This is a genomic window from Halomonas sp. ATBC28 (assembly GCF_005937175.1).
Classification (GTDB): Bacteria; Pseudomonadota; Gammaproteobacteria; order Pseudomonadales; family Halomonadaceae; genus Vreelandella; species Vreelandella titanicae.
Genome location: NZ_VCQL01000010.1, coordinates 96,972 through 109,550, shown reverse-complemented (window position 1 = coordinate 109,550; position 12,579 = coordinate 96,972). Strand labels below are relative to the sequence as shown.

The 12,579-nt window shown below is 55.8% G+C and carries 11 protein-coding genes; 2 read left to right on the top strand and 9 right to left on the bottom strand.

Annotated elements, in window-relative coordinates; all coding sequences use genetic code 11:
* Nucleotides 1-90: 90 nt before the first annotated feature.
* From phaC to prmB, 5 genes are all read right to left on the bottom strand, one after another.
* Entirely contained in the window at nucleotides 91-1,998 is a 1,908-nt protein-coding gene (phaC, locus tag E0L35_RS13230) for a class I poly(R)-hydroxyalkanoic acid synthase (RefSeq protein WP_022522770.1), read from the bottom strand.
* Nucleotides 1,999-2,116: 118 nt separating this feature from the next.
* Nucleotides 2,117-2,527, bottom strand: coding sequence for a phasin family protein (locus tag E0L35_RS13225; protein ID WP_007113285.1), 411 nt, complete (start codon nucleotides 2,525-2,527; stop codon nucleotides 2,117-2,119).
* A gap of 253 nt (nucleotides 2,528-2,780) precedes the next feature.
* On the bottom strand, nucleotides 2,781-3,302 hold the full coding sequence (locus E0L35_RS13220; RefSeq protein ID WP_022522768.1) for a hypothetical protein: 522 nt from the start codon (nucleotides 3,300-3,302) through the stop codon (nucleotides 2,781-2,783).
* A 62-nt stretch (nucleotides 3,303-3,364) separates the two neighbouring features.
* A complete protein-coding gene (aroC, locus tag E0L35_RS13215; protein WP_053857021.1) occupies nucleotides 3,365-4,456 on the bottom strand; it encodes a chorismate synthase in 1,092 nt (363 codons plus the stop codon).
* A 13-nt stretch (nucleotides 4,457-4,469) separates the two neighbouring features.
* Nucleotides 4,470-5,429 (bottom strand): 50S ribosomal protein L3 N(5)-glutamine methyltransferase, encoded by a 960-nt coding sequence (gene prmB, locus E0L35_RS13210; protein WP_138800510.1) that lies wholly within the window; start codon nucleotides 5,427-5,429, stop codon nucleotides 4,470-4,472.
* 176 nt (nucleotides 5,430-5,605) lie between these two features.
* Between prmB and E0L35_RS13205 the strand changes: the two genes are divergently transcribed.
* Nucleotides 5,606-6,175 (top strand): Smr/MutS family protein, encoded by a 570-nt coding sequence (locus E0L35_RS13205; RefSeq protein WP_022522766.1) that lies wholly within the window; start codon nucleotides 5,606-5,608, stop codon nucleotides 6,173-6,175.
* 3 nt (nucleotides 6,176-6,178) lie between these two features.
* On the opposite strand, the gene E0L35_RS13200 is transcribed toward E0L35_RS13205, so the two are convergent.
* The 4 genes from E0L35_RS13200 to E0L35_RS13185 all read right to left on the bottom strand — a co-directional run bounded on the left by E0L35_RS13200 (nucleotide 6,179) and on the right by E0L35_RS13185 (nucleotide 11,798).
* Nucleotides 6,179-7,210, bottom strand: coding sequence for a patatin-like phospholipase family protein (locus E0L35_RS13200; RefSeq protein WP_138800509.1), 1,032 nt, complete (start codon nucleotides 7,208-7,210; stop codon nucleotides 6,179-6,181).
* A 15-nt stretch (nucleotides 7,211-7,225) separates the two neighbouring features.
* Nucleotides 7,226-8,143 carry an alpha/beta hydrolase gene (locus E0L35_RS13195; protein ID WP_138800508.1) on the bottom strand — a complete coding sequence of 306 codons (918 nt, stop codon included), beginning with the start codon at nucleotides 8,141-8,143 and terminating at the stop codon, nucleotides 7,226-7,228.
* A gap of 266 nt (nucleotides 8,144-8,409) precedes the next feature.
* Nucleotides 8,410-11,001, bottom strand: a complete 2,592-nt coding sequence (locus E0L35_RS13190) for an FtsX-like permease family protein (protein WP_138800507.1) — start codon at nucleotides 10,999-11,001, stop codon at nucleotides 8,410-8,412.
* Nucleotides 10,998-11,798, bottom strand: coding sequence for an ABC transporter ATP-binding protein (locus E0L35_RS13185; RefSeq protein WP_022522761.1), 801 nt, complete (start codon nucleotides 11,796-11,798; stop codon nucleotides 10,998-11,000). Before E0L35_RS13185 ends, E0L35_RS13190 begins: the two co-directional genes overlap by 4 nt.
* Nucleotides 11,799-11,874: 76 nt before the next feature.
* On the opposite strand from E0L35_RS13185, the gene E0L35_RS13180 reads away from it, so the two are divergent.
* Nucleotides 11,875-12,579 (top strand): arylesterase, encoded by a 705-nt coding sequence (locus tag E0L35_RS13180; protein ID WP_022522759.1) that lies wholly within the window; start codon nucleotides 11,875-11,877, stop codon nucleotides 12,577-12,579.

Genomic DNA, 12,579 nt, shown 5'->3' with positions numbered 1-12,579 from the left:
GAAGAAAAGCCCGCTGACAAAAATGTCAGCGGGCTTTTTAGTGGGAGGGAGTTTCAGCTCGCGAAACCTTAGGCTATTCGCCTATGCCAATTACGAAGAAGACGGGATTTCCCCCAACACTTCGGGGATTGTCATCTTCACGTAGCGGCCCGGCGCAGGCTCAATAATGTTGAGTTCACCGTCCCCTGGTTGGCGCACGGGCACCATTTTTTCGCTATTGGCATAGCCATTGTCGGTCATCCATGCCTGCCAGTGAGGCCACCAGGAGCCTTCCTGAGCCGTAGCACCTGCAAGCCACTCCTCATGGCTTTCGGGCAGTGTGTCGTTAGTCCAGTAGCTATACTTGTTCTTATGGGGCGGGTTGACGATACCTGCGATATGCCCCGAGCCGCCGAGCACAAAGGTCACCGGCCCCTTGGGTAGCAACGCCCCATAGTAGGTGCTGTTCCATTTGGCGATGTGGTCTTCTTTGGTGGAGATAAAATAGCTGGGCGCCGACACCTTGCGCAGATCAATTTTCACGCCATCCAACTCAATGCCACCTGGCTCAACCAAGCGGTTCTCTAAATACATATGGCGTAAATACCAGGCATGGGTGCCTGCGGTTAAATTGGTACCATCAGTATTCCAGTAGAGTAGATCAAAGGCGGCAGGCGTCTCGCCCTTCAAATAGTTATTAATGTAGAACGACCAAAACAGATCATTCTCACGCAACAAATTGAAAGTGTAAGCCATCGAGCGGCCATCAAGGTAGCCCTTCGCTTCTAGCGTTTGTTCGATCCCTTCAACCACCCGCTCATTGAGAAATACGCCGATATCGCCAGGATCACGAAAATCCTGCAGCGTGGCCATATAGGTCACCGACTTTACTTTGCGCCCACGGCGGGTGCTGGTGAGGTACGCTACCGTAGATGCCGTTAACGTGCCGCCGACACAGTAGCTGAGGAGATTAACCGACTTCTCGCCGCAGGCCTGCTCGATAGCTTCTATCGCGCTGATCGGCCCCATCTGCATATAGTCGGCCCAGGTAATATCGCGCTGCTCCGGGCCAGGATTACGCCAGGAGATCAGGAACACCGTATGGCCCTGATCCACCAGCCACTTCACCATGGAATTATCTTCACGCAGATCGAGAATGTAGTACTTATTGATCCACGGCGGCACCATTAGCAATGGCGTTTTAAAGGTCTTTTCCGTCGTTGGCGTGTATTGGATCAACTGAATCAGTTCGTTTTCATACACCACTGAACCGGGCGTTACCGCTATGTTTTCGCCCACGCCAAAGGCGGCGCGGTCTGTCATGCGGACATTAATGCCTTCACCAGAGTTACCTAAATCTTCACGTAGACGGGCCAGACCATCCACTAGGTTTTGACCACGGGTTTCAATGGTGCAGCGCATGACCTCTGGATTGGTAGTTATAAAGTTAGTGGGCGCCATCGCGTTGACCAACTGGCGCGCGTAAAACATCAAGTTACGCTTCTGGGTTTCATCCAACCCACTTAAGTTTTCAACCAGCTCTTCCACCATCTGCGAGAACAGTAAGTACTGCTGCATAATGGCCATATAGTGGGGGTTTTGAGTCCAGGCTTCATCTTTGAAGCGACGGTCACTTTTAGCCGGGGTAATCAGCGGCGTTATTTGCTCGCCAGCCATGCCACGCAGGGCCTGTTGCCACAATAGCCACTGGTCTTGAAGCAAACGGTTCTGGGTTTCCCACAGCAGCGTAGGGTTTTGCATTAATGACTGAGCACCCGCTTCAAAGCTTTCACGCATATCACTGTAAATTGAGTCGGCGGCTTCACTGGGCGCAATACGGGAAAGCAGATCCTGCATCAATCCTTGGTACTGTTCGCTAATCTCTTTAAGCTGATTATTCCAGGCTTCAATTTCCTCTGGGGATAACCCTTCAGGCAGTCCTTGAGAAAGCCCTTCAGACAGGCTGTCAGATAGCCCTTGTGATATTGCCTGGAACGGATTGTGCCACGCTGACTGCATACTCATTCTCCCTACGCCTATCATCGGGCGCACCGACCACTTTGGCTATGTAAGCATATATAAATTAAAGCTTATAAATGCATCGCGGCGCCCTTGGGCGCCGCGATGAGGTCACTAATCAGCTTTTGCGCGATGACTGACTAGAGGCTTTGGCAGGTTGCTCGCTTTTTGTAGCCGCCTTGGCTTGCTCGGACATTTGCTGACCGGCTTCGCTGAACATTTTTTCCATTTCAGACTTAAACTGCAGGCTCATTTCGCTCATGACGCGCGCGTCTTCCTGCATCTGCTGGGAAAGCTCGTTCATCATTTCAGCTTGCTTGGTGCCGAAATCACGCAGGCTTTCTGCGTCTTGAATTTCAGTGGCGCTACGAATGCGCTCTGTACCCATCTGGCTGTAGCGCTTCATGGCTTCCAGCTGATACTGGGTCATTTTTTCCATGTTGTTGAGCATCAGCGAATTAATTTTACGCATGGGCTCAAACATTTGCTTAGTTTGGGCGTTGAAGGCGTCCATCATATTGTCTTGCATAGTGTCTGCTCCTGTTTAGTTCCTTGGCATGAGCCTTGGAGTGACTCATCGTGATGTAGCTTGTCTTGCCTTGATTTGCTGCACTGCAAAAAGAGTAGTCCCTGGCATGCTGCATTGCAACAGCGACACTGTTTTCAGTAGCTGCATTCAGTAACGCTGCAAAACGTCTCCGCATTGCCTCTCTCACATCGCCATTAGCGATCTTTCAATCCACTTCCCCACAATCTATTTTTGCCAGTCTATCGTTACTGATTTATGAATCACTGCGCTTGGATGTTGAACGTGTGCTTGAGCCGGAACGGGAGCGCGACGACGCTGTTGACTTGGCCTTACCACCACTACTGGTACTTTTATTGGCACTACTATTATTAGTACTGCTCGCCCTGGAACTCGCCGCACTGCTTTTAGAGCTGGTGTTACCACCCTGTTCAGCCGCACTGCCGTTAGACGAGGACGCACTAGTGGCATTAGTGCTGGCGCTGCCCGCTTGGCGCAACATATCCAGCATCATTTGCTGATAAGTGCCGAAGTTGGCTAGCCCTTGAGACAGTCCTTCAGATAGCCCTTGAGACAGTCCCTGCGAGAGCCCTTGCTGCATCATCGGCTGCTGGAGAAAGGGCCTCATAAGACTCATGGGGTCGTAGCCCTCTACCCCAGACTCCATTTGCCGCTGGATATTTTCCAGCAGGTTTTTCTGGAAAGCTTCGACATCCGGCAGACCCAGAGATTGGCGAAATTCGTCCGGGGTAAGATCAAATTCAACGTTAATCTTCATAGGCGGCTCCTGCACTGTTTTGTTTGAGTGTAGCAGTGAACTGCAAACCTCACCGTATTGCGCTAGCGCTGGGTTAAACGCGGCGTATCAACGCTCACCTCACTATTTTGGCCGCGATGACGCAGCCAGTGATCCAGCAACGTAATCGCCATCATCGCCTCAGCGATGGGCGTTGCGCGAATACCCACACAGGGGTCGTGACGCCCTTTGGTAATCACTTCGACGGCCTGTCCATGGATATCGATAGAGCGGCCAGGCGTGGTAATGCTGGACGTCGGTTTTAGCGCCAAACGAGCCACAATGGGTTGGCCGCTGGAAATACCGCCCAGCACGCCACCAGCATGATTGGAAAGAAAGCCTTCAGGCGTCATCTCGTCACGGTGTTCACTGCCCCGCTGAGCGACACAACCAAACCCTGCGCCTATCTCCACACCTTTTACCGCATTAATACTCATCAAACCATGCGCCAGGTCAGCATCCAGGCGGTCAAACACCGGTTCGCCCAGCCCTACCGGCACCCCTTCGGCAATCACGGTGATTTCAGCACCTACCGAATCCTGATCGCGGCGCAGCTGATCCATGTAGGCTTCCAGTTCTGCTACGCGCTCCGGGTCAGGGCAGAAAAAGGCATTTTGACCCACCGCTTCCCACTGTTTGAAATCAATCTTGATGGGGCCTAGCTGGCTCATATAACCACGAATCTGAACACCTTGGGCGGCCAAATATTTCTTGGCAATCGCCCCTGCCGCCACTCGCATAGCGGTTTCACGGGCGCTGGAGCGCCCACCGCCGCGGTAGTCACGGTGGCCATATTTATGGTGGTAGGTGTAATCCGCATGCGCTGGCCGAAACTGCTCTTTGATTTTTGAGTAGTCGTTAGAGCGCTGGTCGGTATTTTCGATTAACAGGCCAATAGAGGTGCCGGTGGTCTTGCCTTCAAACACCCCTGACAGGATGCGCACCTGATCAGGTTCTTTGCGCTGGGTAGTATGCCGCGAACTGCCCGGCCGACGGCGATCCAGATCATGCTGTAAATCTGCTTCGCTTAACGGTAACCCAGGCGGGCAGCCATCAACGATCGCGCCGAGTGCAGGGCCGTGACTCTCACCGAAGGTAGTGACGGTAAATAGTTTGCCAAACGTATTGCCAGACATGGCGATTAGTTCCTCACAGGAAAGACGCCGCATGGGCGTCGAGTTCAGCGGCGCTCAAGGCAAATACGCCCTGGCCGCCACGCTCGAATTCAAGCCACAGGAAAGGCACGTCGGGAAACGCCGCTTCCACATGGCGATCAGAGTTGCCGACTTCTACGATCAGCCAACCCTCATCGGTTAGGTGTTCCCGCGCTTCACGGAGTATGCGCCGCACGATATCCAAGCCATCGCTGCCTGCCCCCAGTGCCAAGGAGGGTTCATGGCGGAACTCAGCAGGCATGGTGGCCAAGTCGCGGGCATCAACATAGGGCGGGTTGGAGACGATGAGATCAAAACGTCGACCTTCCAAGCCGCTGAATACATCCGATTCCACCGCTCGCACCCGGTTTCCCACATCATGGCGGGTAATATTTTGCCGTGCCACGGCCAGGGCATCCTGGCTGATATCAGCAAGTGCCACTTCACAAGTGGGCAAATAGAGTGCCGTAGCAATGCCGATACAACCGGAGCCAGTGCATAGATCCAGCACGCTAGCAGGCGGCTCTTCGGGAAACCAGGCGGCAAAGCCGTCTTCAATCAACTCGGCAATCGGCGAGCGCGGAATCAGCACGCGCTCGTCAACGCTAAACGGGTGACCGGCAAAGAAGCTCTCGCCGAGCAGATAAGGCAGCGGGCGGCGGGTGGTAACACGCTCCCGCGCCAGGGCAATAATCCGCTGACGCTCCACGGGCAGCAGCCGCGCCTCTAGCACACTGGGGTCGATATTCCACGGCAGGTGCAGCGCGCCCAAGCAGAGTGCCACCGCCTCATCCCAGGCAGAATCGGTACCATGGCCATAGTGCAGGCCCGCCAGATAAAACTCGCTGGAGACCCAGCGCAGGTAGTCGCGCAGCGTAAAGAGCTGGCTCACCAGCAACGACTCCGACAGGGAAAGGGTTGAGTGAGAATGCTCAACATTTAGATGCGTGGTCACAGCGGCTCCTGGTTAACGATAATCATGACTGCAGGCAATAGAACCTGAGCCATATGACGAATAAAAGATTGTACCTTTCACGCCGCCCGGTTCACAGCAACGCTCAGCCCGCTATACTGTGCTTCTTTAACTGATTCACCCGTGCTACCCCCATTTTTCTACCACCCGAGCCTGACATGACGCGACACCGCCACCTGCCAAATGATGACGATATCAGTGCCTTCCGCGACGCCTTGAAGGCGGCGGGGGTACGCCCTATCGCCACCAATCAGGCCGACCCTGGCAAACCCAAGCGCGACGTTAAGGCCCATGAAGCACGGCGCAACGCGGCGGTTGAGAGCAGCGCCCCTCAATCCAGCGGGCGCACTTCGGATGGCCGGGTGGAAGCCGTGCGCCCCTCAGAGTACCTCGAGTTCAGCGTGCCCGACTTGCCATGGCGCACGTTTAGCCAGCTAAAGCGCGGCCAAACCGCATGGCAGGCGGGGCTTGATCTGCATGGCTATACGCTGGAGGAGGCCCGCACGGAGTTGGAGAGTTTTCTGCGTGATTCAGCGGGGCAAGGTCTGCGCTGTGTGCTGGTGGTGCATGGCAAAGCGTGGGGCACCACCTCTGATTTTCCTGTACTCAAAAGCCATACCAATACCTGGCTACGGGAGTGGCCGGGGGTGTTGGCGTTCTGCTCGGCCATCGATCTCGATGGTGGCACAGGGGCAGTGTACATCCTACTGCGCAAGCGGGGTCAGTAGCCGTTACTCGGTAGCATCGGAAGCGATACTGGGCATCCGGCGTTCCAGCGCTTCATCTGCCAAGTGGCGACCAAGGCGAATCAAATCTCGGCCCCGGTAAAATTCGTAAGTACTACACACCGTTTTGGGGATTTCGATCAGCACATCGGGTGGATACCCTGCCACTTTGTACTTGGCCAACGCCGCCTGGGTAATATCGAATGACTCCAAAATCATATCGAGCTTGCTCCACTCGCGCTTGCCGCGCGCTTCAGTGGTTTCTTCTAGCTCTTTGTCGTCGCTCTCCCCGTTTGCGCCATCACCATTGGCACCCAGCCCTGCCCACAGTTTTTGGGTAGCTGCGCGTACATCGCCTATCCAACTGCTCATGCGTTGATCGCGGTCGATCTCGCTTTGGGTGCGGCTATCGGCTTTTTCCTCCTCTTTAGGCAGTAACTCCTCCAAGGTTACCGGCAACGGGCTATGGGCAGTCACATTAACCGCTACCACAAAGTCTGCTTGGTGCGCGGCTACCATAGGCATAATCGGCAGCGGGTTGAGCAGCCCGCCATCCACCAGCACCTGCTCGCCCAGATGAACAGGGGTTATAACACCCGGCACGGCCATTGAGGCACGAATCGCCTGCAGCAAAGGGCCACTTTGAAACCACACTTCCCGTTGCCGCACCAGGTCTGTCGCTACCGTGGTGACGGGGATCGCTAGGTCTTCAATCAGAATATCGCCGACCAGCGCTTCCAGTTTGCTCATGACCTTGCTTGCACGCATCGCCCCCATCGAGCTCCAGGTTACGTCAACCAGTTTGAGCACATCCAGGTAGTCGAGTTGACACACCCAGTCACGGTATTCAGGCAGCTTACCCGCGGCATAAATACCGCCAATCACTGCGCCCATTGAACACCCCGATACGGCAATAATTTCGAACCCCCGCGCCTCCAGCGCTTCGATCACGCCGATATGCGCGTAGCCACGGGCACCACCGCTGCCCAATACCAGAGCGACTTTATTGCCACTGCTCACGTGAGCCAATTCATTCATGCTGCGTCCCCTCCCTTAAACGGCACCAGTGTTACCCCAGTGAGTGCCGATAACCGTGGCAACTTGCGCCACTGCTCTAGGCTCCAAGTGTAAATGGTGGCCCCCCTTGAGCACTTTTCGGGTTAATCCTTTGACCGCTTGCCGTGCCTCTTGAGCCCATTGGCGCTCGCCTAAAATTCCCTGCTCGCCTTCTATCAATAGCAGCGGTGCGTTAATTTCCGCCAGTAGCGATAGCACTTGCTGAGGGGTAAAGCGCACCAGGGACGGCTTCAGTAACCGGCTGTCGGTGCGCATTTGCACATGACCATCAGCAGTAGGCTGGGTGTTACGCTCTACTAGCGGCGTTGCCGTGATGCTATCCAGCGGCGTGACCCCGCCTGCAACACGCGCAGCAATGGCACTCTCGATATCGGGGTAACGCGGCGCTCGTGACAGCGGCCGACGGTAGGCTGTAAGCCCCTTACGCAGCTGGCTGGCGGTCTCTTCAATGGGTGTATTGAGCGCCCCAAGTCCATCAATCAGCGTTAGCCGCTCGACGCGTTCGGGTAACGAAGCGGCGAGCAAGCAGGCCACTGCCGCCCCCATGGAATGGGCCAGTAAGCTGGTTTGCTCCAGCCCCAAGGACTCCATGGCATCCAATACATCATGGCAATAGTCCCAAAGGGCATAGTCGCCTAAGGCATAGTCACCGCCCTGTGGCGCGTGTGCCGAATGACCATGGCCGCGAAAATCCAGCGCCACAATACGAATATCCAACGCCTCGACCAACAGCGGGGCTAACCGGGTAAAACTGGCCGCATTATCCAGCCAGCCGTGTAAGGCTAACCAGGTTGGGGCGTCAGCACGCCCCCAGCTCAGCGCCGCTAAGCGACCTTGGGCAAGCGAAAGCGGCTTTGGCGCAACAGAGAGCGCTACCGGGGTGATTTGGGGCATAGAGTAACAGTCCTGAATAAACAGCTAATGATCCTGAACGAACGGTCGCGTCACTGGAGCAGTAAGATGACGGCGCAGACGACAAACGTTACCATGCTAGGCATATTTTACTTCAACCTTGTACTTAACACTGTATTGGTGCCGTTATGAAACCACGTCGTGATACCCGCGCCCGTAATCTGGTCTTTTTTGTAGCTGTCATCAGCGCCACCGTCGTCGGTTTTTGGCTGGCCCGCTGATTCATGAGTCGTCAAATCCTCACCGGATTAAGCTTCACCCAGTAGGCCGAGGCTGGCTGCCGGCGCCTGACGACGCAAACCCCGCGAAAGCGCATGCCCAATGACACCGATCAATAGCGCCCCGCCAACGGGAAGGAAAACCCATAGTCCCAGGTGCAAACGCGGGGTGAGATCCAGCAGGTAAATATACAGTACGGCCGAGGTTAGCTCCGCAAGTACTGCGCCCATCAAACCACTGGCAAAACCCAACAGCGCGTACTCAGCCCCCTGCACCCGTGAAATCATTCTGCTGCCTGCGCCAAATACGCGCAGTAGGCCGCTTTCATGGGCACGCACCGGGCGGCTTGCGGTCAGCGCGGCATACAGCACGCTAATCCCTGCCAGTAGCACCAAGGCGAGCACCAACTCCACTGCCCGGGTGACCTGGGCAAGCACATCCCGCACCTGACCTAAAATCGCGTCCACATTAAGCAACGAGACGCCTGGGAAGTCGGTGATCAGCTCACGAATCAGTCCCTGTTCCGCGTCTGGCAGGTGAAAAGCGGTGATGTAACTATGGCCAAACTGCTCCAGCACGCCCGGCGGGAAAATGACGAAGAAATTAGGCTGGAAGCTATCCCAATTCAGACTGCGCAGGCTGGTAATTTGGGTAGTGATCTCGTCGCTACCCACCGAGAAGGTCATCTCATCACCAATGCTTAGCCCAAGCCTTTCGGCGAGCCCATCCTCCATTGAAATGGGCACAGGCCCCGACTGTGGTGTTGCCTCCACGGCACTCATCCAGCCTTGGCTTTCATCGCTGCTCTCACTGCCTGAGTTGCTACCCAGCTGCGCTGGCGTGAACCACTCGCCAGCCACCACTTGGTTGCCTTCTGGCACTTCAGATTGCCAAGTAAGGTTGAGCTCACGGCGCAGTGAGTTGTCGCCACGGGCATCCGGCGGCACGGCCTCTCTGGGTGGCTGATCATTGATCGCTATCACTCGCCCACGCACCATCGGGTAGAGGGTGCTTTGGGTTTCCACCCGTGGTGAAACCGCCGCTTCAAAAGGGTCACGCTCGGAAGGCTGAATATTGATGGCAAAGTAGTTAGGCGTATTTTCAGGCAGTTGATCCTGCCAGGTGCTTAGCAAATCGCCACGCACCAAGACAATCATCGCCATGGCAAAGAAGGTCACCGAGAAGGCCAGCAACTGACCTAGGCCCGCTTGGCGACGCCGTGCCAATTGACGGCCGCCTAAGCGAAGTGCCTGTGACCACTCACTGCGCCCTGAGAACCGCTGCACAACACGCAGTAAGCCGCTAAGTAATAAGGCACTAATTATCCAAAGCACACCAAGCAGCAGCGCACCACCGATCAATAATCCAATCGCCAGTGGCAGGCTACCCGAGTAGAGCCAAAGCAACCCACCAAACACGATGCTCGCTACGCCAACGACCAGCCAGGCCGATGGCGGCAGTGGATCTAGCTCACGACGCAGTACTTTTAGTGCGCTGACTTGCTTGATACGCAACAGCGTTGGCCCGGCAAACCCAACCAGCACGGCAAGCGCGGTGAAGACCCCCAACCCTAGCGGCATCAGCCCCGGTGGCGGAAGTGTCATGGGTAGAAAACTCACCAATAGCCAAATCAGCACCGCTTGGCCAAGAAGGCCAAGCAGCGCTCCAATGACTGCCGCGACCAGTGCCAAGCCGAGTAACTGAAGGGTGAAAATCGTCACTAACTGACGCTGGCTGGCACCAAAACAGCGCAGTAGCGCAGCGGTATCCAAATGGCGCTCGACATAACGCCGGGTAGACATTGCCACGGCCACACCCGCCAGCAATACCGCCGCTAACCCGGCTAGCCCCAGGTAGCTTTCTGCCCGCTGTAACGCATTGCCAAGCTGGGGACGGTCAACGCGAACATCCCGCACCTCTACCCCATTGCGGCGTAGCTCAGCAAGTAAGCCTTGTACTTGATCGAGCGCCTCCGGCGGGCCTGCGGCTAGAATTTCAAACTCAATCCGCGAGCCCTCTTGAACCAGGCCCGTTGCCTCGACATCTGCCGTATTGAGCATCAAGCGCGGGTTAAAACTACCAAAACCACCGGACTGATCCGCTTCGCGCTCAATGATCCCCGTTACGGCCAGTTCAGTTTGACCCACCTGTACTCGATCACCCAGCTCGATTTCGACCAGTTCCATCAAGCGTGGATCCGCCCACGCCTCCCCTGGCGGCGGACCAGAAGCAGTTTGCTCGGTGCCATTGCCAAAGTCCACGTAGGAGACACCGTAGTGAGGGTAGACTTCATCCACGGCTTTTAAGCTGGCAGGCTGAAAGCGCCCCTCGCGACTAATCATCGACACCAAGTCCACTTGATCGCTAAGCACAAAACCAGCGTTTTCCAAGCGCTCTCTCAGCTCCTCGGAAAAAGGATCACGCTGCTCTAGCACCAGGTCACCGCCCAGCATCTGCCCTGCCTGGCGCTCCAGACCGCGCTCTAACCGATCAAGAAAAAACGCAATCATGGTGGAGGCCGCGACAGCCAATACCAGGGCAATAAATAGCGCACGCACATCAGCTGCGCGCAGATCCCGCTTGAGGCTGCGCATCGCCAAACGCCAATTCACATCACTCATTGCGCGCCCTCATCAATCGAAGCGGCAGTTGGTACGATGTTTTCAAGTACGGCTTCTAACTTGCCATGATCTAACCGCAAGCAGCGATCGCAGCGCCGCGCCAAGGCGTGGTCGTGAGTAACCAGAATAAGCGTAGTGCCCGCCTCATGGTTGAGCTGGAAGAGCAGATCTATGACTTGCCCACCGGTATCCGGATCCAGGTTGCCGGTGGGCTCATCAGCAAATACCAGCTCGGGGTCGGTCACGAAAGCACGCGCCACGGCAACGCGCTGCTGCTCGCCGCCGGAAAGCTGTTTGGGTAAGTGGTTCACTCGCTCACCAAGCCCAACACGCTCCAACCACTGAGCTGCAGTTTGCGTTTCCCCGGCGCGGGGCGATAATTCAAGGGGCAACATGACGTTTTCAAGCGCGCTCAAAGTGGGCAGCAATTGAAAGTTCTGGAACACAAAGCCTACTCGTCCGGCACGCAGCGCTGCTCGACCATCTTCATCCAAACGGCTTAATGCGTGTCCAAACAGCGTTAGTTCACCGTCGCTTGGCGTATCAAGACCCGCTAATAGCCCCAAAAGCGTTGATTTACCCGCACCGCTCTTACCCAGAATCGCTACGCTCTCTCCCGCCGCTACGCTCAGCGACAGGTCGTGTAAGATGGTGAGCGAGCGTTCACCGCTGGTGACTTTTTTAGAAAGTTTGTCAGCGTGCAGCACGGCTTGCCTAACAGTGCCGCGGGGAACATCGGCTACCGCTTGGTTGTCGGTAGTAGCTTGGCGCTCACCTTGGGATGCCTCGCTCGACATGGATATATCCGTAGCAGCATTGGCAGCTTTATCTAAGGAGCTTGAACTTGAAGAGTTTGAACTTGAGGAATAAGACATGAAGCGTGGCATCCCTATGGCATGGCATGGACTGAACCGCATGGTAACCGGATGGCTGGTGCTGCTGATAGTCACCTTTGCCTCATCGTCTATCAACGCAGAGCCTGTCAACGCAGACACAAACCCGGGCCCCACCCTGCTGGTGATGGGTGATAGCTTAAGCGCCGCTTACGGCATAGAGCGTGATCAGGGCTGGGTGAACCTACTGGAAGAACGCTTGGGAGATGATGCCCAAGTCATTAACGCCAGCATTAGTGGTGAAACGACGTCTGGAGGATTACAAAGGTTCACTGACCTTCTCGGACAGCGGCAGCCGGATATTGTTCTCATTGAGCTGGGCGGCAACGATGGTCTACGCGGCTTATCACCCAATCAAATGCAGGCAAACCTAGCCAGTATGATTGAGCAGAGCCAAGACGCTGGTGCTCAGGTGCTGCTACTGGGGATCGATATCCCGCCTAACTATGGCCAAGCGTACCGAGACGCCTTCACCGGGGTTTTCCACTCGCTGGCGGAAGAGTATGACGTTTCCCTAGTGCCTTTTTTATTGGAGGATATCGCCCTGAACGAGGCGTTAATGCAGAGCGATGGCATTCACCCTACCGCCGATGCTCAGCCGATTATCCTCGACAATGTATGGCCCGAACTTGAGCCGCTCATTGAACCCCTATTAGAAACAACGCATCAGGCAGCGGTTCAATAA